Source organism: Oribacterium sp. NK2B42 (genome assembly GCF_000424445.1).
GTDB lineage: Bacteria > Bacillota > Clostridia > Lachnospirales > Lachnospiraceae > Oribacterium.
Window position 1 is genome coordinate 1 of record NZ_AUJX01000035.1, and the last position, 23,917, is coordinate 23,917.

Annotated in this window: 17 protein-coding genes; 3 read left to right on the top strand and 14 right to left on the bottom strand. The window is 42.5% G+C overall.

What is annotated here, in order from left to right:
- Positions 1 to 416: 416 nt before the first annotated feature.
- The 10 genes from G625_RS0109895 to G625_RS0109940 form a co-directional block, all read right to left on the bottom strand.
- Positions 417 to 2,843, bottom strand: coding sequence for an HD domain-containing phosphohydrolase (locus G625_RS0109895; protein ID WP_029200999.1), 2,427 nt, complete (start codon positions 2,841 to 2,843; stop codon positions 417 to 419).
- A 110-nt stretch (positions 2,844 to 2,953) separates the two neighbouring features.
- Positions 2,954 to 7,189 carry a two-component regulator propeller domain-containing protein gene (locus tag G625_RS19290; protein ID WP_044932230.1) on the bottom strand — a complete coding sequence of 1,412 codons (4,236 nt, stop codon included), beginning with the start codon at positions 7,187 to 7,189 and terminating at the stop codon, positions 2,954 to 2,956.
- Positions 7,190 to 7,207: 18 nt separating this feature from the next.
- Complete coding sequence (locus G625_RS0109905; protein ID WP_029201000.1) at positions 7,208 to 9,346, bottom strand: HD-GYP domain-containing protein; 2,139 nt, start codon at positions 9,344 to 9,346, stop codon at positions 7,208 to 7,210.
- 165 nt (positions 9,347 to 9,511) lie between these two features.
- Positions 9,512 to 10,228, bottom strand: a complete 717-nt coding sequence (locus tag G625_RS0109910; RefSeq protein WP_029201001.1) for a hypothetical protein — start codon at positions 10,226 to 10,228, stop codon at positions 9,512 to 9,514.
- Between the two features lie 193 nt (positions 10,229 to 10,421).
- Complete coding sequence (locus G625_RS19295; RefSeq protein ID WP_084152844.1) at positions 10,422 to 12,128, bottom strand: sirohydrochlorin cobaltochelatase; 1,707 nt, start codon at positions 12,126 to 12,128, stop codon at positions 10,422 to 10,424.
- A 109-nt stretch (positions 12,129 to 12,237) separates the two neighbouring features.
- Entirely contained in the window at positions 12,238 to 13,146 is a 909-nt protein-coding gene (locus G625_RS19300) for an ABC transporter ATP-binding protein (RefSeq protein ID WP_049895839.1), read from the bottom strand.
- Positions 13,133 to 14,167 (bottom strand): FecCD family ABC transporter permease, encoded by a 1,035-nt coding sequence (locus G625_RS0109925; protein ID WP_044932232.1) that lies wholly within the window; start codon positions 14,165 to 14,167, stop codon positions 13,133 to 13,135. The genes G625_RS19300 and G625_RS0109925 overlap by 14 nt, the downstream gene beginning before the upstream one ends.
- Positions 14,168 to 14,241: 74 nt before the next feature.
- Positions 14,242 to 15,873 carry an ABC transporter substrate-binding protein gene (locus tag G625_RS0109930; protein ID WP_049895840.1) on the bottom strand — a complete coding sequence of 544 codons (1,632 nt, stop codon included), beginning with the start codon at positions 15,871 to 15,873 and terminating at the stop codon, positions 14,242 to 14,244.
- A 163-nt stretch (positions 15,874 to 16,036) separates the two neighbouring features.
- Positions 16,037 to 16,825: a Cof-type HAD-IIB family hydrolase gene (locus tag G625_RS0109935; RefSeq protein ID WP_029201004.1), complete on the bottom strand. Its 789-nt coding sequence runs from the start codon at positions 16,823 to 16,825 to the stop codon at positions 16,037 to 16,039.
- Positions 16,826 to 17,341: 516 nt separating this feature from the next.
- The gene (locus tag G625_RS0109940; protein WP_029201005.1) at positions 17,342 to 17,557 is read right to left on the bottom strand and encodes a hypothetical protein; all 216 of its coding nucleotides are present in this window, start codon (positions 17,555 to 17,557) and stop codon (positions 17,342 to 17,344) included.
- Positions 17,558 to 17,990: 433 nt separating this feature from the next.
- Here G625_RS0109940 and G625_RS0109945 point away from each other — a divergent pair, with 433 nt between their 5' ends.
- Positions 17,991 to 19,079 (top strand): PTS transporter subunit IIC, encoded by a 1,089-nt coding sequence (locus G625_RS0109945; protein WP_029201006.1) that lies wholly within the window; start codon positions 17,991 to 17,993, stop codon positions 19,077 to 19,079.
- A 242-nt stretch (positions 19,080 to 19,321) separates the two neighbouring features.
- Positions 19,322 to 19,816, top strand: a complete 495-nt coding sequence (locus G625_RS0109950; RefSeq protein ID WP_029201007.1) for a hypothetical protein — start codon at positions 19,322 to 19,324, stop codon at positions 19,814 to 19,816.
- Here the strand turns inward: G625_RS0109950 and G625_RS21285 are convergent.
- Positions 19,803 to 20,678, bottom strand: a complete 876-nt coding sequence (locus G625_RS21285) for an EAL domain-containing protein (RefSeq protein ID WP_049895841.1) — start codon at positions 20,676 to 20,678, stop codon at positions 19,803 to 19,805. The two genes, G625_RS0109950 and G625_RS21285, sit on opposite strands and share 14 nt — an antisense overlap.
- A 276-nt stretch (positions 20,679 to 20,954) precedes the next feature.
- Between G625_RS21285 and G625_RS0109960 the strand changes: the two genes are divergently transcribed.
- Complete coding sequence (locus G625_RS0109960) at positions 20,955 to 21,938, top strand: guanosine polyphosphate pyrophosphohydrolase (RefSeq protein WP_029201008.1); 984 nt, start codon at positions 20,955 to 20,957, stop codon at positions 21,936 to 21,938.
- A 212-nt stretch (positions 21,939 to 22,150) separates the two neighbouring features.
- Here G625_RS0109960 and G625_RS19310 read toward each other — a convergent pair whose 3' ends face one another.
- The 3 genes from G625_RS19310 to rsmD form a co-directional block, all read right to left on the bottom strand.
- Positions 22,151 to 22,774, bottom strand: a complete 624-nt coding sequence (locus G625_RS19310; RefSeq protein ID WP_044932235.1) for a hypothetical protein — start codon at positions 22,772 to 22,774, stop codon at positions 22,151 to 22,153.
- A 20-nt stretch (positions 22,775 to 22,794) separates the two neighbouring features.
- On the bottom strand, positions 22,795 to 23,274 hold the full coding sequence (gene coaD / locus G625_RS0109970; RefSeq protein WP_029201009.1) for a pantetheine-phosphate adenylyltransferase: 480 nt from the start codon (positions 23,272 to 23,274) through the stop codon (positions 22,795 to 22,797).
- A 72-nt stretch (positions 23,275 to 23,346) separates the two neighbouring features.
- On the bottom strand, positions 23,347 to 23,907 hold the full coding sequence (rsmD, locus tag G625_RS0109975) for a 16S rRNA (guanine(966)-N(2))-methyltransferase RsmD (RefSeq protein WP_029201010.1): 561 nt from the start codon (positions 23,905 to 23,907) through the stop codon (positions 23,347 to 23,349).
- Positions 23,908 to 23,917: the final 10 nt, after the last annotated feature.

Here is a 23,917-nt window from a genome sequence, read left to right on the forward strand (position 1 = left end):
CTATGATTTTTTCTTCCTGTTTTCCCATGACTGTTTCTCCTGAAAAAAGTATAGCAAAAAGCTCGATTTTACGCGAATTTCAAGGATTTGACATTCCGTCAAAATGACATGTGTATAAGCTTATGATTCGTCAGAAACCGAAAAAAATCGGACATGGATTTCCACATTTTCTGACATATGTACCAGAATAAACCGCGAATTGTGGATTACACAGATGATATAGGAGTTAATTTAAAAAATCCGAGAGGCTGTCCACAACAGCGTCTCGGATCCTTTGAAAAATATATTTTTAAATTCAGCGTTTTTAACAATATGAAATAGTAGGGGTGTGAACAGTAACTTATTTTCGCAGCGAACAAGGCATCCTGGCTTAACTGTTACGGACTAAATCATCTGAAGCCGCCTGTCTCAGCTGTTTACTGTATCCTGATATCCGTGATGGCCACCTGATTTCCGGTGATGGCGGCGTAAATCTTCTTTGCCCCATCCTGAACCCTGGTGGTATTCTCGATGAAGATGCCCAGATTCTCGGAATTCAGTATTATGCGATTCCCCTTACGCAGGAAAACCACCTCATATTCCACACCATCCTTGTTGAGACGCTTCCAGTCCTCCCAGGAAGTAAACGCCTCGGTCTTTTTCATGGTAAACTTGTTCTCGGCATACTCATTGCTGTTCTCATTTTCACCATTCAGCTTGATGAGAGCATACTCATGATACCCCATTCCCTTAACCTTCCTGTCGTCAGACGAGAAAATAACGATGTAGGGGCAGTCCCACACAAGGCTTGCTGACGGAAGAGTCATTGAATGGAATTTTAGCTGTGTCCAGTCCTTGATCTCGATAGCTTCGGTTGAAGCTGTTCTGTCTCGATCCACCTGTACATTCGGAATATCCGATGTCAGTCTTTCAATATAACTGATTTCTTCAGCGATACGTGGAATTTCACCCTTTTGTACTGCTTTTTCTGTCTGTTCAGTTTCAATATCATATATACGGCAATTTTCTCCGGTAAGGGCAAGGAATGCGGATTTTGACTTATTGGGTAAAGCAATGACAGCATCAACTGTTTTTTTCGCACTTAGGAGCTGAAGCTTTATATGATCCTCATATCTTCCCATAACAATTTCAAAATAATGTTCATGATCCTCTTTTTTGACTAAAGCTTTATCTTCTTTGTCATCATATACAACATTATCTTCTTTATGTGTACGGCTATATACAAAAGTATTTTCTGTGACCTTAACTTCTGTATTCCTTGCTCCCGTTGATATGATATGACCATCAAACCACAGCTCTCCGTACTCAGAATAGTTATAAGCCTCAATGGATTTTGCATTACCATGAACATGTCGGTCAAAAGACTCAAAAAGAATTATGGATGGTATTGCCGGGCCTGTTTCCTGTTCCCACGCCTTGCACTTAAATCTTACCTTACATATATTGTTTAATATCGGGACACCGATGGTGAACTGATCCCTGTATTTCCTGCATTCTATTTCCTTTTGTATGGCTGTCTCTGTTCCATCCAATATCTCTTTGCTGTCAGAATCAATTATCTGTATCATGATACCGGCAAACTGAGGATCAAACTGTCCGCCTGACTCATTAAAAAGCTCCTCCCTGACTATCTGCATAGGAAGTGGTCCCCTGAATCTTTTTTTAGTAACCATGGCATCATAGGAATTCGCAACCGAGATGATCCTGGATATCTCAGGTATCAGATCCCCTGACAAGCCTTCAGGGTAACCTTTTCCGTCAAATCTTTCATAACTGTACCGGGCACTTTGGCTAAGATATGGATACTCGGTTATACTTGACAGTATTTCCCAACTCATCAGAGGTTTTTTCTTTACTATCTCATATTCCTCTTCTGTCAGGTCATCAGTCTTACCTATAAGACTGTCAGGCAAGCCCACCATACCGATATCATGAAGCAATGCCGCATAATAAATCTTTTCACATTCCTCTTCATTTTTTCCGCTCAGGCTGCCGATACGTCTTGCTATATTCGCAACTCTTGAAGCATGCCCCTGAAGAAAAGGATCTTTTTTCTCAATAGCGGCAACAAATGCCGTTGCAGTCTGATCAAACATCCTCTTCATGCTCATCTTTTCTTCATGAAGGATTTCCATTTCAAGCTTGTGGGCTCTGTCCAGAGTTTCATTCATATCGATAAGCACGCAAATATATATGATCACCACCATTCCCGCCAGGCTGATATTAATGATGGATATGCCATATACAAAATACTGTATAATGCTTGCAGCTATCGGAAGGATCGTAAATATCAAGAGTGGGATGATGATCTTTTTTCGAAGCCGGTGGTATAGTCTGCTGACTACCATGAGCTGAATTGCTGCGATCAGAATTGGTACGCAATAGGATATTACAAATCCCGGAGACCTGACATAATGATTGGTTTCATCAAAGGTATAATACAATCCGGTAAACTGCGAAATGATGATCAGGAGCTCTCCTACCAGAGAAAGCTCGTCATTTACATACAGAAGCTTCGGGACTTTATTTAATCCGACATCGTGTATGCATATATCCTTTATATATTGATTCACCGAAAACAGCACGGCTATGATCATACTGAAAACCAGAAAATTGGAGATCCTGGTCATAAAGAAGCCGAAGGGATCTGCCTGGCTGCGATAAATATAAGCATATCTGTCAGCAAACAACAGCACCATTGCTGAAAGCTCCATACCGATCATGGAAGCTTTTCTCCTGAAGCTGACAGATCTTGAGACAAGACTGAAGAAAGCAGTCATTCCGCATATGCTTCCCAGAATGAGCATTATATTTAGTTGGTGTAATGCTAAAAATTCGATCATGTAACACCTGCCATCAGCTTCACTTTGAAAGTGTAAAGAAATCCCATAAAAAATCCTTCCCTTTAGAAGCATTGAAAAAAACACCATTTATGTATTATAAAGATCATGGCTTACCGGCAGAACATCTCTTCCATTCCATCCCAGTCCAGTTTTTTCAGCATCCCCGCAAGTTCTCTGAGCTTTTCAGCATCTGTATCCGGCAGCTTATACTTACTGAGCTGCTCGACTATCATTTCCACCGAATCATAATCCATCTGCGGAATAATTTCCTTCAGCGCTTCATAAGCATCACGGAGTTCTTCCTCCGGAACAGGCTCCATACTGCTGTCAGACTGCTTTGCTTCAATTCTCTGAAGCTTCCCTTTAAATGTTTCATATTCCGAAAGAAGCATGTCTGTATGGGCTTCAATATGTTCTAAGTCCTCCTCATCACCGGCCGCTTCCAGTCTGGCTGCAAGCTGGCTCAGAGCCAGGGCTCCGATTATCCTTGCCGAGCTCTTCAAAGCATGTACCTTGATGGTGTAAAGTCTTATATTCCGGCTTTCAAAGGCATCCTTGATGACTTTTGAGTTTTCGTCAATGGTTTCATAGAATAATTTGAGAGCAAAAATATAGTTGCTGATTCCACCTGAGTTTTTGATACCCTCCTCCGCATCTATTCCATCTGTTCCATATATCCACATCATATTATCAGGCATGGATACAGGTTCATCAACGGTTTCCGTATCCGTCGGTTTTTGCATCATCTCATCCGGCAGATGCTTCATGATGGTTTTTTCCAGAACAAGGCTGTCTACAGGCTTGCTAAGTCTTCCGTTAAAGCCTCTGGAGATATAATATTCCTCAGTCAGGGCAGCATTTGCAGTAAGGACATACACAGGAAGCTCAGGATAGTCTTCCCTTATCTTCTCTACAGTTTCTATGCCGTCCATTCCGGGCATCATATGATCCAGCAGGACGATATTGAATTTTGTTTCCTTAAGCTTTTCAAGACACTCTTCACCGCTTGTTGCAGTTGTAACAAATATCTTTGTAGGCTTCAGAAGACCTTTTATGACACTCAGGTTCATTGGTGTATCATCAACCACCAGCACATCCGCATCAGGAGCAATGAACTGCGGAACGTAAGCTCCCCTGATGGAGGTATCATCATGCTCAAGGAATACCCCCATGGGGGCAGCATCCAGAATCTTCTGAGTGACTGTGAAGATAAATTCAGAACCTTTTCCGTAAGTACTTTTACATACCAGGGTTCCGTTCATCAGCTCCGCAAATCTTTTCGAGATATCAAGTCCGAGACCGGTTCCCATGATATTGATGTTCTTATCCTGATCCAGACGCTCATAGGCCGTAAAAAGTCTGTCCTGATCCTCGGGCTTTATTCCTATTCCGGTATCTTTAACAGAAAAAACAATTTTACATATATCATCCTTCCGTTCATTCATTGATACCTGTAGGATAAATCCCCCTTTTTCTGTATACTTGACTGCATTTGTAAGAAGATTCAATATTATTTCCTTGATCTTCCCGCTATCTCCCAAAAGCTGTTTCGGCAAGATTTCATCAACCACAACATCAAAGGTAAGCTCTTTTTCGGTACTTCTCACCTTGATCATGGAGACAACGGATCTAAGAAGCTCCTGCAAATCATAGGACTGTTCTGAGACCTGCATCTTTCCTGATTCCACTCTGGAGATATCGAGGAAATCATTAATGATACTAAGAAGTGATTCCGAAGCATTTCTGATATCCATGGCGTAATTCATAATGGACATAAAATATCCCATGGGAACACCCTTTGCATCTTCTCTTAATATCATTTCATCCATTCCCATGATGGTATTTATGGGAGTCCGAAGCTCATGTGTAATATTGGCAAGAAACCTCGTCTTTGCACTATTGGCACGCTCAGCCTCATCCTTTGCATGCCGTATCTCCTCATACTGTCTGCGAATGATGGTCGTATTCATGGTATGCCAAACCACAAGTCCCATAAGTATTGCCGCAAGGAGAATCAGGAGAAGCTTAGTGATGAGCAGCTCTCCTATCCTCGGTATCTTATTAATCTTATATGTGTTCTCCGAAATCAGCGTCCTTCTGTCATTTTTGTATATCTCGATATGAAGCTCATAAACACCATAGGGAAGATTGGTATACTCCAGGGTACTAAGCTTACTTCTCTCTTCAAAAACACCTTCATCAGATACTCCGTCAAGATATATATGTACCGGAGGATCAGAAACGGAATAATCAAAAATATCCGGAACTATCTTTACCCTGCTTACATCCGAGGGTATGGTAAAATGCTTTTCATCATCAGGATATATTTTAGACCCGTCACAATCTATATATTCCAGCTTAGTCTTTATATATGAACTGCCGGCGTAAATATCTTTAACATTGGTTTTTATGACTCCCTGCCTTCCCGCAATGAACATTTCCCCGTTTTCGTTCATGGCACTGAAGGAATTTCCGGTGATGGCATATGGAAGTCCGTTATTAACGGTATATAGATCATAATGATCTACAGCATCTGACAGCATTTCCCTGTCCTTGACAACGTAAAGCCCCAAAGAGGAGAGGATCCAAAGCTTATCATCCTCGTCAAAATATATGTCATAATTGTTGCTATAGGGGAATCCCGAAACCTGTTTCAGGCTTCCATTCCTGAAATACTGAATAGAGTTTGAGGTTATTGCCCAGACAACATCCCTTACGGGATCATTCTTTACTCTGAGAACAACATCACTCGTGAGACCATCCTCGCGGCTTATCCTGGCAACCTGATCACCTTCAGCGATATATAGCCCTCCGCCGTCGGTACCCATATATATTTTACCGTCAGTACCCTGAGCAACGGTCAGGATGGTGGAGTTTGACATGCCATCCTTATGACTATAGGTCCTGATGACCTTTCCGTTCTTTATGACTGCGAGACCTTCGTTTGTACCCACAAGCATGCTGCCATCATCAGCCTCAGCTGTACATCTTATCTCATCAGAAGGCAGTCCGTCCTTTCCGGTATATCTGGTTATCTGGCCATCAACTGACCTTTTTACAAGTCCCACACCGTTAGTATATACAGATACCCAGATGTTCCCGCCGGAATCCTTTGTGATGCACCTTATCCTGTTATTTTTCAGGAAATTGCATAACTCATCATCTATGGGCTCCCCATTCATATTGAGGACTGTGTATCCCGAGTCGGAACCGATATGTATACTGTCTCCTGTCAGACACACTGCGTTAACAACATCTTTATTTATACCTGCTGCTTCGGTCAGGTCGATAAAATTGTTTGAAACAAGCTTCATGACGCCCTGTTTAGAAGAGGCGAACCATAAATTCCCCTGATAATCAGAAATCATCCTCTCAATGCCGCTGTTAAGCTTTATATCAGAAAGTATATGTAATTTGTCTGATTCATCAAGATAGCCCACTGTATCCGAGGACATCACAAAAACCCTGCCGCAGCTGTAGCTCAGCCATTCAACATTCTTTATCGGCGCTATGGAGATCCTTTTCATATCCATTGAGACAGCGCCAAAATCCCCATAGTAAATCTCTTTGCTGTCGGTGCTCATATAGAATTTGCCGTTACTTTCCGGATCATGGATTATCGAAGATATTTTTTTTATCCCCAGCTCATTGCTGCCATGTATCTCAGAAAAGGCACCGTTTTTTATAAGAAAAATGTCTCCCTCTGAGGTAAGTCCGTACACCCTGCCATCCGGGGTTTTCCCAAGTCTCATTATGCGATGACCATCTACCCTGCTGTCAGAAAGCTGAAGTATTTCTCCCGAAACAGTTATATAAGCCATTCCGGAGATAGTCCCTATGTAAATATTACCTTTACCATCCTCGCATATAGCACGGATCGATGAAGAAGGAAGTCCTTCTTCATATGTATAGTGGATCCTTTTTTCTCCTTCTATCAGAATCACTCCATTATCATTTGTGCCTACCCATATCCTCCCTTTACTGTCTTCATATATATCTCTTGCACTTGTAAGGCCGTCAGTTGAATCAAGTCTTTCAAATTTTGAACCGTTGTAACAAATAACTCCGCTGTAGCCGCCTATAAAGATATGTCCGTCTGACCCACTGCAGATACACATGGCATCGGAGGTGGGCAGCCCGTTTTGAGCATCATATATCTCGGTGGTATATGACATTCCGCTTATCTGTCCTGTTGCGGCATAACCTCCCCCTGTCCTTTCCTGTTCTGCCTCTGATGTGCCGGTGTACTGATCTGCGGCAACAGCATCCACAGCCCCAAAAACCGAAAAAACCATACACATGACAGTTATCAGCATGATCAGTTTTTTATAAGCTCGATACATCATAAGTTCCAATACTCCTACTTATTCTGTCTTGTTATACTTTCTAAGTATCACCTTGACTTCCGGAAGCGCCTCAAAAAAAACCTCTACACATTTTGGATCAAATTGCTTTCCTGACCCATCCTTAAGTATCTCCAGCGCTTCATCAATGGGAAACGCAGGTTTATATACTCTGGGGGAGGTAAGTGCGTCAAAAACATCCGCAACTGCCATTATCCTAGCCGAAAGTGGTATCACCTCACCATGCAGCCCCTCAGGATACCCTTTTCCATCCCATCTCTCATGATGATATGATGCCATATTACGTGCTTCCTTTAAATAGTTTTCACCATTTACAGTGCTTATGGCATTTTCGATTATCTTCTTACCGTGAATAGTATGGGTCTTCATTATCTCAAATTCTTCAGGTGTCAGTTTTCCCGGCTTGTTAAGTACATTGTCAGGTATATTGATCTTTCCGACATCATGCAGGGGGGCACTTCTGACAACATCTGAGACGAACTTAGGAGTGATCTTTTCCGGATAATAGCCTTTTTTTACAAGACCCTCAACAATTATCTTTACATAGGCCGCTGTTTTCTGAATGTGTGCTCCCGTATCGGAATCACGGTTTTCGACCATATCCGCCATGGTTATGATAAGACCATCCTGCATCATGGCAGTCGATTCTGACAAGCGTCTCAGCCTTCTCATCTGTTCAGCCTGATTCAGCGTCAGCTCACAAACAGATGTATACAGCTTCTCAACCTCATCCCCCGTATGTATATCCAGTTTTCTCAGAACCCTTATATTCCTGTCCAGGGTTTCCTGGTCATATCCGGAATTCGAAAAGCTGTCTACGCACTTGGCAAGACTGCTTATAGGGTAAGAAGTATACATGTCTGTAACAGAGAGTCCGTAAACAAGTATCACCAGTAAGAATCCGGAAAGAATGATGGCGACCCTCAGCAAAAATGTCCTGACATACATCGCCATGTAATCAAGACTTACATCAGCACCCACATAGCAGACACAGTTGCCTTCCTTATCTTTGACCGGATGGTAAACTGTCATAAGCCATTTACCAAAACTGTTGTTTTCTATGGGACTGATCTCCTTTCCCTGAAGAAGATCCGGCAAATAGGGATAAAATGCTTCTTCAATAGGGCTGAAATCACCAGGCTCATAGTGTATGGCTTCATTTTCCGTAGCAAGATCGAAAATGAATACACATCCCTCTTCCTCAACTTTAAGAACATACAGATACTCAACCCCGGAGGCATTGCTGCGGATTTTGTAAAGCAGCTCTTCCGTCTCATCGTATCCCTCGGCATTTCTGCCCTTTCTGATATAATCCTCAACTCTGTCAGGATCTATAACAGAAGCGGCAAATAAAACAGCATTATGTGCATTATTTGTCCTTTCCCTTATTTCGTTTTCAAAGAACAGGCTTCCTCCTATCCACCCCATGATGGCGCATAAAATAACGGAAATACTTATCAGAACAGATATCATCCTGATCCTGGAGGATTTTTTAAGATCCTTTTCCCATTCCTTTATTTCATTAAGCTCTATCTTTGTAAGCGGTCTCTGTTTCCATATACCCTTACGGATAGCTGTCTTTTTTTCATCCGGAATGAAACGAAGCAAAAATGATACAGTGAATACAGATATTATCTTATCGAGGATATTGAAAAATATGTTTATGATAAAATATGCCAAAGTAAATGATATTTGCAATGATTTCGAAAGAGCTTCCGTGAAAACATTCATGGACAGGCTCAGGCTTTTTCCGAGTATTATCATACTCACAAAGGTTCCTAAGGTTCCGCAAAGGATTCCGGCAGCGATGCCAAGTCGTAAAAGCTCCCCCGGCTTTTGAAAACTGTACTTCTTTATAAAGTAATCTGTATAAATCGCAACAAGGACGTTTATAAAAGCGAAATACAGAGTACCGTCCATGTAAAAATTACTTATGATATTTGTGACAAAAGCAGTCAAAACACCCGGGAATACGCCTCCCAGTACAACTGCCCAAATGCTTCCAATGGTGTCAAAATATAAAGGCAATCCAAATTTTGCCACCAGAAAAGACATGCCGACATTGATGGCTACACCTATGATCACCACCATGACACGTTCATGAAATTCCTGTTTTATCTTATTTGATCTTAAATTCATAATTCGGCCTGCTCCAATATCCTACACTTCTTTATTTCGACATTTTTTTACAAATATATATATTTTTATAAAAAAAAACTGATATCAGTTAAATCCTTAAAAGGATCAACCAATATCAGTCAGAACTTAAATTCTGTTTTATGACGGCTTATATAAGACAACATGTCAAGACCGAAATCTCAAGGTCAGTTTCGCGGCATTGGCAGAAACCGTATTTACGATGTTGTCCACATCTGCCAGGGCCTCACTCAGGTTTCTTCCGCTCTTTACTTCTGCAACTATGATGTTGGAGAGGATTTCCGTCATCATGTTGCTGACGTCATCCGGTCCGAAGGAAACCCTTCCATCCTTGTCAACATTGGCCCTCATCTGAAAAGCTCTGCCGTAAGGGAACATGGACGGTATGGGCTGTGGTGCAGCAGACATGGCACTTAAGCGATCCCTCAGGGCCTCCATGATATGTCTTCCCAAAGGTGAGTTAATATCTATTTCCTGTATGCCATTTACATCAACCGCATCTCCCATATCCTGCTTAAGCTTTTGAGATTGTTTCTCAAGCTCTGCTTTTGAATCATTATATTTCTTATCAAGCCGCTCTATATCCCGGTTAAATTCCTGAAGCTTGTCATTGGTGCATTTAACAACCGTCTCAGCCAGTTTATCGTAGGTGGAAACGATGGAGCCGTCTTCTATACGTCCATCCACGTAGGCGACAAAATCCTCCATTACCTGAAATCTGTCATCCTGAGACCTGTCCAGAAGTATGAGCAGATCTTCATCGCCCTTCCCCATGTATGCAGAGTACACCCTGTCATCTGCATCATAGATATATAAAATATAATGATCTTCAAAACCATTTATTTTTTTCTTAATAGCATTCATACATGTGTCCTCTCTCTGCTCACAATTTTTAATCGTGAGAGCCACGGAACTTCAGATGTTCCAAGCTGATCAGCCGAAACCATCCCTGTGAAAACCAGGCTCCAAAAAAGCCGCCGGGATTAGTTTCTTATTATACTAATCGGCAAAAAGCAGTAAACAGATAATACCAAAGCCTATACAAAAAATCAAATGGTCAGGCCAATGTCACCTTCACCTTATGATCGTACCATTTTCCTTTTGCTCCAAGGAGGGCAAGGTCGAATTCCTGATCCAGTTCCTCAACCGGGATATCGAAGCCATATACCTCTTCCTTTGTTCCGTCGGAATAGGTAACTTCATCCGTAGTCGGCTCTAATATCTTTGACCCTGCTTTTTCTGCATCCTTTGCAAGTCCCGGGAAAAGCTTCACTATGTTCTTTGAAGCAAGACTTACATGGATAGTCATCCTCCCGTCTTCCACGGTAAGTTTTCCGAGGTCTGCATTAGCCTCGTTTACATGGAACATGCTGCTGTCGGTGGTGAACTTTGCATCATATTCTCCGTCCTCAAGGGCAGTTACTTCTTCTGTGGTTCTTTTGGTTCCGGCTGATTTCTGTGAAGCCTTGATGGCAGCACCGGAATGCGCGGCATAAACCTCCTGAACTTCCTTTATGCTGCCAAGACCTGCGATCTGTGTGTCCACGCTGTCAAATGCTTCCGAAGCAAGGAACATGCTCTTCCAGGAGTCATCCTCGTCCCCGGCCATGTCATTGTTTGCGTGATCTCCGGCAACCACCATTAAAGGTCTCAAAATAACCTTCCTGTAGCCGGCATCCTTAATTTTTTCGATAACCGCCTCACAGGCTGTATCCTCAGGTTCACCCTCAACAGTTCCGATGAAAACATTGGCATATCCAAGCTTTTCCATCTGTGCCTGCATCTGGCTGTAGGTCACCTTTGCCGTATGAGAGGTTCCGTGGCCCATAAATACAAAAGCAGTACCGTCTTTTTCTGCATCCTTTATATCCTTGAAGCCGGCGGTTTTGACCGCTTCCTCAGTGATCGCCTCAGCTACAGACTCCTTGTCTTCATTTACGGTATCCGCATCTTTTCCTACCTCTCCAAGAAGAGGCTCGGCAACGGTGACACTCTCGAACATATCTTCATAATCTGCAAGTATGTCGCAGAGCTCGTCATACTCCGCACCATGCATGAGATGTGTAGGCTGAACCACAAGATGCTTTACCTTGTTTTCAACTGCGCGTTCCAGAGCCTGCTCAACATTATCGATCTTTTCCTCATCACGGGCCTGTATATGGTTAATGATGGTCTGTGCTGTGAAAGCTCTTCTTACTGACCAGTCCGGGAATTCCTCTGCAAGATACTTTTCGATACCGCCAATGTCTTCTGCTCTGCTGTTATTGAAGGAAGTACCAAAGCTTACCACCAGAAGTTCGTTTTCGCCAATGTCGTCCGCATTCAAAGGATCGTCCTTTGAAGCATCGCCGGTGTCTCTTCCGAAATAATCGGGATCCGCATGTTCACCTTCAACCATTTCCTTCTGCTCATCTGTAAGGGCGTCCCAGGCTTCCTTTGCCTCCCTGCACTGATCATCCGTGTCATCGTTTCTTTCCTGAACATAGATGGCATCAATGAGTTCCGCTACATGATCGGCTTTTGCCTTATCATCCTCTCCGGAAGCTTCACCTGATGCAGCGGTGGTTTCTTCTTTTGCTTCCCCTGATGCAGCAGTGGTTTCTTCCTTTGCTCCCCCTGTTGTTTCTTCAGCCGTTTCAGTTTCCTGAACCGCAGCCGCTTCAGTTTCTGCACCTGCTTCAGGTACACTTGTGCTTTCGCAGGCTGCCATCGTGACTGATGTAAGCACTGCAGCTAAAAGAACAGTAAGTTTTCTCTTTTTCATTTTTCCTCCCCAAATTAACTATTTATCAAATCGTCCGCTGCACTTCTCAGGTATCCCCCTGTACTATATACTGCAGCCAACGACAGGTAAAACGACATTGATATCCTATTTATAACACTAATCTCATGGATTGCAACAACAGTTTAAACTGCTCATCCGTAATGCCGTAAAGCTCCTTAAGCACATCCGGCTGAAGCACTTCCTCCGGTTTCCCTGCCCTGCTGATGCCCTCTTCCCCTACGCATATGACCTTATCCGCAATAACTCTGGCAAGCTCAAATTCATGAAGTGACATGACTATGGTGATATTCTTTTCACTTCTCAACTTTTTAAGTATCTCTATCAGTTCAAGCTTGTGGCGAATGTCGAGATAAGACATGGGCTCATCCAGTATCAGTATCTTCGGCTCCTGGGCAAGAGCTCTTCCTATAAGTATCCTCTGTTTCTGCCCGTCGCTGAGCTTCCTGAAGGGTCTTTCGGCAAGCTCTGAAATTCCCAGAAGCTTTATGATCCCATCCACCACAGCATGATCCTTTTCGTTCAGTATCCCCATTTTTCCTGTGTAAGGATATCTTCCGGTTTCGATAATGTCTCTGCCGGTCATATATTCCGGATCGATACGTTCGGTGAGAAGCAGCGACAGAACTTTCGCAAGCTCTGAAGAACCAAATTTCCTAAGCTCCCGTCCGCTCACATAGACAGCTCCCAAAACCGGTTCAAGCTGCTTTGAGATAGTCTTTAAAATAGTGGACTTCCCGGCTCCGTTTGGTCCTATCAGGGTAACTATCTCTCCCTTTCCGATTTCAAGATCAATGTTCTCTATGATGGCATCACCCTCATACCCGACGGAAAGTCCGTTGAGCCGGATGATATCTTTCATGGCGACATCACTGTCATCCCTGACGGAAAGTCCGTTGGGTCTGATGATATTTTTCATGGCGGCATCACTGTCATCCCCTGCAGAAGATCCCTTCTGTTTCAGGGCTTTTTTGTCGGTGTAATTTTCAGGCCTTTCCATCCAGCCTCCTGTCCATCAGCATAAAAATAACTATCGGCGCTCCAAAAATACTTGTAACGGTGCTGATATTAAGCTCCGTCGGAGCAAAGGTACATCTTGCAATAAGATCACATAGCATGCAGAAAACCGCACCGCTCATAAAGGATACCGGAATCAGTACCACAGGATCCGAGCTTTTAAGCATCTGTTTTGATAGAAACGGAACTGCTATACCCACAAAAGAAACCGGTCCCGCAAAGGCGGTTACACATGCTGAAAGAACACTTGATAAAAGTATGATGACTATGCGGAAGACCTTAACATTGACACCCATACTTTTTGCATAATTCTCTCCAAGCCGTAGTGCCCCTATGGGTTTAGATAAAAGAAACGTGATGATGAGGGTAATGCCTATAACCACGGTGGATACAAAAACCCCGTCCCAGCTCATACCGGAAAAGCTTCCCATGGACCACCCTCGCAGATTAATGATGTCCTTGTCCTCAGCAAAGGTCAGAAGAAAATCCGTAGCCGCGGAACATATATAGCCTATCATGATGCCGGCCACTAAGAGTCCCGCTTTATGCCGGACGCTGCCCGAAACAAGAATAATGAATGCTGTTGACAAAAGTGCTCCTGCAAAGGCTGAAAGAATCATGGCAAGCGATGAGCCGGATTTTGACATATTTACCCAGAAAATCATATTGAGGGCAACCGTGAATTTGGCTCCTGAAGAGATTCCCAGCACAAAAGGTCCGGCTATGGGGTTTCCGAAAAAGGTCTGAAGCAGAAACCCGGATACCGCAAGAGCCCCGCCCAGAAGGGCCGCCATGATAACCCTCGGCAGCCTGATGATCCGGATGATCTTCACAACATTGGAATCACCGGCTTTACCTGTCAGGGCTTCAAGGATCTCTTTTACCGAACCCGGCACACTGCCTGTTGTAAGGTTGAGTACAAATACGGCAGAAAATGCCAGGACCAGAAAGATGCCGACACATAGATATCGATGTATTCTTTTTTTAGTGTTATTTTCAATCATTATTATTTAGCCCACTTTTAAGAACTATATAAATAAACAACTCTTTTCACTTATGGCACTTATTATCCGGTGCATTAACTGCATTTCACAAGAAAAGACGCAGCTTCATCTTTGCCGGTCAAAATGATGTTTATGTCCTTCGCGAATTCGGAAACCCTGTCGGTGGACTGATAGAATTTCCTGTCAATAAGGTAAACATTACCCTCCTTTACCGCTTTGAAATCCTTTAGCAGCGGGCTTTTGTTCAGAAGGTCGCTGAGGGTTTTTACATCCGTATCGATGTTTGTGTTGTAGATGAGAAAATCTGCTTCGGAAGCTTTTGAATAGAACTCCTCCATAGATATGCCCGTACTTCCGGAGTCGATGGAATCGAAAACATTGATGCCGCCGCCGTCTCTTATCATGGCAGAAACATAATCTCCCGAATCCCGGACTATGGCGAGCCCCCGGGTGTTGAAATGGAAAAAGGCAACGGTTTTATCCGTCTTTTCGAAGCCGGTATCGGCCCCTGACCGCAACACTTCATCCTTGAAGAATGCTTCCGCCTTTTCCTCTTCATCAAGTAAGGCTCCGTACAAACGTATCCATTCTGTGCGCCCCAGAGCACTAGTTTCATAGCTGGACCAGTCTGTAAAAACCGGAATTCCCAAAGCCTCAAGCTGCTCCTTCACATTGGGCTCATGAAGGATCATGGTGGATTCTATAGCCAGTCCACAGTTTCCGGTAAGCAACATTTCATAATCCGGCGCACTGTACTTTCCCGCAAACTTCATCCTTCCGGATTCCAATGCTTCCTTTGGTGCTTCAATGCTCCAGCCTGACACATCTGTGCCGGTAAAACCGATGGTATCCATAGCTCCCATGGCATCAAAAAGTGACATGGCACTCGTTGCGGCAAGATATATGTTGCTGACAGGTTTCCTGATAACAGTGGTGTTTTCCGGAAGCTTGCCCGGTTCTTCGGCTCCCTCCGGAATTACAAGATACCGGCTTCCATCTATAACAGAAATAAGCTTTACATCATTTTCATAATAATGAACCGCAAATCCCTTTGCATACTTCAGCTCCATAGAATGATCATATTTCAGGCCTTCTATGGTGGAAATATCCTTTGTAAGATTTAAAGACAGATCATTGATCTGATCTTTTACTCCGGCACTACTAGCAGGGTTATTTGTCGCTCCCGATATTTCATCGAGAGAAATGTATATCGTGTAGCTAATTTCATGAGGTGAGGACATAGCCGTGGTGCAGCCAATGAGCGTCATCTCCTCATCAAGCTTCACGGGGACCTTGAAAGTCGATGTTTTCTCCGTATATTCTCCGGTGATCTTTAAATCATCAACACGGATATACTCATAATTCGGGCTTGAAAAAGCTATGGAAGCTATCGCCTCTCCGCCTGAAAGCTCAACCTCTTCACAGGATATCGTCACCCTGCCGCTGCCCCCGGAATAATTGAAGACTGCAGGCACATATATGCCATCAAGCTTTGAACCTTCGCCGGCATATGTTGACATTATCTGAACAGCTTCCAATGACGTTTCTATATAGGCTTCTGTTTCGGATTTTTCGTTTACAGATTCCTGTCTTAACGTTTCTTCGGAAAATTCCTGCGAAGATTCCCGCATGGGATTTGATATTCCACAGGAAAGAAGAAAGAAAAATGCCAGTAACAATACCGGCAGAGATATTTTAAAAGTCATTCATTTCCTCGATCATATTGAGTTTATTCATCTATAGAATATCTGATTTACATAGATGCATTGATATCCGTAGATGCTTTGATATCCGTAAGAACGGTTTTGACATCATCAAAAACCGTATCTCGCAAAGTGAGTTTTCCGGAATCCTCGGGAAAACTGATTATCAGAGTAATGACTTTAGTACCTCAAGTACGCCATCTTCCCAATACGGCTTTATCACTTCATCTGCAACAGCCTTAAGCTCATCTCTCGCATTTCCGACAGCGTAGCTGTGTCCGGCACTTTTTAGCATTTCTATGTCATTAATATTATCTCCGAAGGCATAAGTATCCACTTTACCGATGCCGAGATACTCCTGAAGCCACTTTAATGCAGTCCCCTTGCTTGCATTCTTCTCCACACAATCCATCCAGGCACTTCCGGCTGAAGCAATCTTCGCTTTATCCTTCCATTTCGGAGTAAAGCCTTCCCTGCATGCCTCCTCGCAGTCAACACCATGAAAAACCGAAAGTTTGATAACCGGATCCTTTATATCATCGATATCCTTCATAGGAGTCATTTCAAACCCATAGGACTCAGTAAGCCAGCGATACATCTCACTATCCGGATCAAGTGCATATCCTGAAGCTCCTGTTGATATAAAACCATCACACCCCGGAATCTTCATTGCATCCCTGAACAACCCCTTCCAGAGACTTTCTTCCATAGGAAAGTTTTTGATGATCTTCCCATCCTTCCATATGCTGGTTCCGCCATCGCAAATAAAATATAATTCATTCACAAATGAACCTAAAAGCTTCGAAGCACTGGAGAAAGACCTGCCGCTGGAAATCACCACCTGAATCCCTTTATCCAGTAATTCCTTTACCACTTCGAAATACTCCGGATTGATATCCAAAGTCCCATCCTTCACCAAAGTTCCATCAACATCCGAAATCACAATTTTATTCATATATTAAAAACCTCAAAAACATTTTAAAGTTGCTCTTTACTGTACAGATTTTTATTCTATATATTTTCAGGGCGACATGCAAGTTTGATTGATATGTAGAACAGTTCAGCCGGTATGCCTTATTTTCGCAGTGAACAAGGCATTACATTGACCCAAATTCCGTTTACCAGCATTTGAGTCATCCTGAATGGCAGGTTATAATGACTCAATTTCAGGTAATCAGGATTTGGGTCATACTGAATGGCAGGTTACATTGACTCAATTTCAGGTAATCAGGATTTAAGTCATACTGAATGACAGGTTACATTGACTCAATTTCAGGTAATCAGGATTTGAGTCATACTGAATGACAGATTACATTGACTTATATTCTGAATTCTGAGTTTTAAGGTCAATCAGTGGTTCCAATAACTCCGGATGGTGGGGAAAAGAGCCGACCACGGTCTTTGCGAGCCATTGCCGGCTGAACTGTTTTCCCCCAATAAAAAAAGACGGTCGCCCGCCAAGGTGATCGTCTTATCTGTCCAGCACCTGCAACTGCCAAAGATCCATGTCTTCCAAAGAAAACGTATTATGGGTCGGTGTAAATGCCGATGCAAGTTCTTTTGCGGTAACAGTGAAAATGTTTGCCATTCCCGTGACAAGAGTGATCTTACCCTCCTCTTCATTGATAACGGCAGCATGTTTTCCGTCCGCAATGTTCTTGTAAATTCTAGTCTCGTTAATAACCATGAATGAAATACCTCCTCATCTATAAATGCATGATTTCCGCCGTTTATATCTGACACACAGATGTCAATCTAACCGGCTATATCAAGACTAATCGGTGAGTTTACATACAAATCCTGCCATTTGCTGCCGACACACATTTTAGACCCGTACAATTACTCACCCGGTTTTGCAAATTTGTTGCACGAAATTTCTTTACTATCTATTATATCGGCAGAAATTATTTTTACTATAACAAAAGATTTTTTATTTTTACAAAATTCATAAAAAATAATAGTAGCTATTCAAAAATATAATTTTATATATCTCTTCTTTAGTGTAAAATGTTTCTCAATTGCAGTTTCTTCGGATGACAATATTTTATCATTCCTATTAACTTTGCAATTTGATCCGTATCACGGATTTTATCATTCGTTTTACGTCTAAGGGGGATACTATGGAAAACTTCAAATCATTTCTGAAACGTAAGGATATCGAGATTTCAGTGAAACGTTATCTTATCGATGCTCTGGGTGCCATGGCACCGGGACTTTTTGCTTCACTTCTTATAGGAACCATCATTAACACACTTGGTTCACAGCTCCATATTCCGTTTCTGACCAACACAGTGGCAACTATCGCCGGAACGAAATACACCGTCGGCGGACTTGCTTCCGCAATGAGCGGTCCGGCAATGGCTGTTGCCATCGGTTATGCACTTCACTGCCCGCCATTGGTTCTGTTTTCTCTCATAACTGTAGGCTTCGCTTCCAATGCTTTGGGCGGTGCAGGCGGACCTCTCGCGGTACTTTTTGTGGCAATCTTCGCAGCTGAGGCAGGTAAAGCCATATCAAAGGAGACAAAGATAGACATTCTTGTAACTCCTCTTCTGACTATAGGTATAGGCATTTTCCTCTCTGCTCTGTGGGCCCCGGCACTTGGTAAAGCAGCCATGAAAACAGGAACTCTCATCATGTGGGCTACCGCTCAGCAGCCTTTCATAATGGGGATTTTAGTGTCTGTTATCGTGGGCATAGCATTGACACTTCCTATTTCTTCCGCTGCCATATGTGCGGCTTTAAGCCTTACGGGACTTGCGGGAGGTGCCGCAGTTGCAGGCTGCTGTGCCCAGATGGTAGGCTTTGCATTTATGAGTTATAAAGAAAACGGCGTGGGCGGTCTCGTATCCCAGGGTATAGGAACCTCCATGCTTCAGATGGGAAACATAGTTAAGAATCCACGTATATGGATCGCACCTATACTCTGTTCCGCCATCACAGGACCTCTCGCAACCTGCGTTTTCAAAATGCAGATGAACGGAACTCCTATTTCATCCGGTATGGGAACCTGCGGATTTGTCGGACAGATCGGTGTTTACACAGGCTGGCTTAATGACATTCAGGCCGGTACAAAGGCTGCTATCACAGCAAATGACTGGATTGCTTTATTTCTGATATGCTTCATCCTTCCCGCAGTTTTGTGCCCGGTATTCAATATGTTCTTTACAAAACTTGGCTGGGTGAACCCCGGAGATATGAAGCTTTAATTAGAACAGTTGAGTTTTTCCTCCTCTGCTCATCCATTGACCGCCGGTCTGTATGAAAGACGTTTTTCTTTCTACGGTCCTTTAATGCTGAAAAGTTCGAGGTGTTTTGCCTCGCACTTTTTTATTAAGCAACTACATTTAAATCTTTCGTTATGGTATCATTAAATTAAGTAAGGATATTTGGAACGGGTAAAAATCAAATAAGAAACAGCATGTAGATTTCATAAAGGAAGGGTTGTGAAATGGGTATAAACAAACGTGATTTCGGAAAAGGAGCCATAAGCGGATATGGCATCCAGCTAAATGATCTCAGCTGCGGAGCTGTCATCAGCTTCATAACAAAGCACAGAGGTATCGTTCAAAGTCTCTATCCCGAAGTTGAATTGGATGATATGCTGGGCTGGCTCTATTATGATAACAAAATAAGTGACAATGATTTTGAGTCTGTACTTTATGACCATGGCATGGACTTTTTTCCCTACATAATCGGCCTGGTTCTCAATATAGACCATGGCACAACCGGTTTTCTTGGTTTCGTGGGAGAAGAATTCTTCGGAGACTGTCTCCTGTGGATGCCCTTATATCCTTGGGAAATGACGGATTCAGACAAAAATCTCACTAAAGAAGAATTGGATGAGATTTTCGCAAAGCTTTTGGATGAACTGGGCATCAAGGGAACCCCCAGATTTCTTTCATTGTTCTACGATGATTTCCCCGCAGATTTTAAATTGAACTGACAGAAATGAAGGAGAGGAAACCCCTCTCCTTCTTCTTTTTAGTTACACGTATCCATCGGGGACGGTTCTCGCCGGCGAGAACCGTCCCCGATGGATATGTCACCTTTGAAACGATATACTCGTCAACCTTATAGGATAGTCCGTTATTTTCCAGGGCACCGATAAATCTAAGGGGCAGAATAACTCCCTTTACAGGATCGATCCAGCGGGCCAATGCTTCAACCCCAGCAACCCTTCCGGAAAGAGTCCTGATGATGGGCTGATAATAAACTTCGATATTGCCGGAGGCCAATGCTGAATCAACATTTTCAAGAATATAGGCTTCAAGGGCATCGGTTTTATCAAATCCCGGCTTATAAACGCAATAAAACCTGTCTGGATCGTCTCTTATATGGTCACAGGCAATCTTAGCAAGATCACAATCGATCATAACAGCAATATCGTCTGTACTCATATTATAGATTCCTGCATTCAGCTGTATGAGCTCTCCTTTTTCCCCAGAAAGAACAGCCGTATTCAGGTTTTCAAGCTTTTCAATAAGTCCAAAAGTTTCAGAACAGAAAAAATACTTGTCTTCAGAAAGACGTGAAATATGTTCATCTTTAAAAAGGTCACGAACAACAGAAAACAAGTCCTCCATAGTCTTGCTGTCCTGATTTGTCACCTGACTGTCAGTGGAAGGATCAAAAATGGTGAAATCAAAATAAACCAAAGAATGCTTTGGAAAATCAAAATCGGTCTTGATCTTGCCCAAAACATCTTCTGCGTATGCTAAAACATCACCTACAACGGATAAAGGTGTAAAACCATACCAGCTACCGGTTTTCTTGTTCCCGTTTTCAATGACATTATACTCATTCATCACAAAATCCTTTTAAAAGTAAATCTCAGTTTTCTTCCAACAAACAGCTTCCGGAATGCTGCGGAACATCCTGAACCTTCATATCCACAAATCGGAAAATATTTTCACTATCATGTACGTATATGTCGGCACATTTTACGAAAATATATCCTTTTATTAAATAATAATTTCACATTTTTTGAACGATTTACCAAAGTATGATAATATCTACTTGTATAAACATCATTTAACATATACAAAAACTGATTCAGAAAAAAATTTCAATTATAATTAGCTATGGTTAAACTTAATGATTATTTGTACGAAGGCTATACTGTTCTGGAAATTCTGCATAAGTACAGTGCAGATCTGAAAAAAGATGCTCTTTTGACCCGGAATCAGCTGGATATCGCTCATTGTAATTTTTTACTGGAGCTGTCGGAAATCCTTGAACATAATGAATTCCTTACGTCTGAATCCCAGCGTATCCAGGACTTCTACATATATTTGTCCGAAAAATATCCTTATTTATCCTTTAATTTAAAGGGACGCATCAAATCCATATTAAGAGCCGAAAAGAAATTCAACGGCTACATCGTGCAGTTTATTTATGATTATTATCTTGAGCACAATGAATATCCACCTATTTCGGCACTTAAGGCAAAGGTGAACAATTTCCGGGATCTTATCGCCTACAGGATAGTCATATCCCTTCCTCCAAGCAATCGTTCGGAAGGACAGGATCTCGAGACAGAAGAACTGAAGTATCTGTATGAAATGGCTAATGTTCTGCCGGAGTTTCTTGAAGAACGCGGTTTCACCGCAGAGCTTGCCAATCTGAAACAGCCAAACACTTCTCCCTTACTGTCCGGTGCAGTCATGCCCTATTACAGGGATTATATAGTTAATCCACGTTCCTCAGGATATCGCTCATTGCATATTACCTTTTATGACAGAATTTCCAGAAATTTCACAGAAGTTCAGCTAAGAACAAAGGATATGGATGACTATGCCGAGATAGGTACGGCAAACCATTATTTTTACGAGAAAAAGCAGGATAATCCTCTGGTTCAGAGGAACACTATTCCTGTTGGCGAAAACCTTTACTTTGACGAAGCCTATAACCGCATCATCGAACTCAGAAACTTAGATTTATCCAAAGTTAATGTCAACATGTTCAACGCTTTGGATAACAATACCATGAATGACGGCTGCGGTCTTTATAAAGGCAGGCTCATCCTGCCCTATGAACATCTTGCAAAAATCCGGGGACCACTATGAGGTGGTTCCCGGATTTTTAAATTCAAAAGCAAAAGGAGACGGTTCTACGGTGAGAACCGTCTCCTTTTTTCATTTTACTGACCGGCACCGTACTATCCCGGTATGGTCGTAAGCCTGTTCAGACATGGATTGTGTTTGTAACATTTCAGGAAATTCCGAATATTCGATGCTCTAAACGGCATCCGCTTCTATATCAGTCTGACCGCCAATGCTTACTTCTGATAATCATCCTGCGCAGCATAATCGTCGTTATACTGTGGCTCCATAGGTGAAACAGAAGCCTGTGAAGGTGTAGGCTGCATAGCATTGTTGAGCTCTCTTCTATTGTTTACAACAACACTGTAGGTCTTCTGCATGCTATCCTGCATAGCCTGGAATCTCTGATGCTGTTCAGAAATAGAATTGCTCATAAGTGCTTCTATAGATGCAAGAATAGAATCTGTATATGAAATAGCGCTGGCCTTAACGCTGTTTGCCTCGGCTGTTGCATTGGCAAGGATCTGATCAGCCTGTGCCTGTGCCTGCTGAACAAGTTCATTGGCCTTGTTGTATGCCTGCTGCATGATTTCATTCTCTGAAACCATCTCTTCAGTCTGCTGTTTAGCATCCTGGATCATAGCATCTGCCTGGCTCTTTGCATCAGCCAGAATAGCATCCTGCTGTGAAATGATCTTCTGGTATTTCTTTATCTCATCAGGCACTCTGAGTCTGAGCTCAACGAGAAGCTCCTCCATCTCTTCTTTATTTACAAGAATCTTTGTATTTGAAAGAGGCTGAAATTTGCAGCCGTCAATGTATTCTTCAATCTCACCAATTAACTGTTCTATTCTGCTCATTTATCTATTCCACCCTTACGTTATTTTTTATATTTTTCTTTGATTTTTTTCTCTACATTTTCCGGAACGAATTCATGAATCATTCCGCCATAGCTGGCGATTTCTTTCACCGTACTGGAACTAAGATAAGAATACTTAAGATTTGTAGTTAAGAACATAGTATCAATATCGGGTGCTATGACCTTGTTGGTCTGTGCAAGCTGAAGTTCATACTCAAAATCAGTTACTGCACGAAGCCCTCTGACCATAACTGTCGCTCCGCAATCTCTTGCAAAGTTCACAGTGAGGCCATCAAATGATCTGACCTCGACATTAGCATAATCCCGAGTCAAATCCTCAATCATTCTAACACGTTCATCCATCGAAAACAACGGAGTTTTCGAGCTGTTTACGAGAACCCCGACTATCAGCTTATCAACCATCTTCGAGGCTCTTTCTATAATATCAAGATGACCATATGTAATCGGATCAAAGGAACCGGGATAAACACCTACTATCATATCTCTTCTTCTTTCTCGGTATATATTTATAGCACGTAAACTTATCGCTTGTAAACAGCAACATTTTCCAAACTATTGCAGTTTTTTGAAGAAAACATGTTTATTTGTTTTATATGTTTTCTCTTTTTGGAGCTCATAACCCATTTTTGTTATATCTTCCGATATATCATCATTAAGATCTGCTTCTATAACAAAAAGAGTATTGTCATCAACATAATCTGCGTCATGCATCAGCTCCATAGCTTTTCTCTCAAAGCCCTTATTATAAGGAGGATCCATGAAAACGACACCAAAGTGATAACCTTTTCCATTCAGCCGGTTTAAAGCTGACATATAGTCCGAGCTCATAACCAGGGATCTGTCCTCAAAGCGACAGTGCTCAATGTTTTCCTGTATGCAGGCTACTGCCTTCGGATTGTTTTCCACAAATACCGCTCTCCTTGAGCCTCTGGAAAGAGCCTCTATACCGATCCCTCCGGATCCGGAAAAAAGATCAAGGAAATCGATACCCGGCACTTCAAACTGAAGCATATTAAAAAGGGTTTCCTTGATACGATCCGTTGTGGGGCGTGTATCCATCGAATCTATGGTTTTAAGCAAAAGTCTTCTTGCAGTTCCTGCAATAACTCTCATATCATTACCT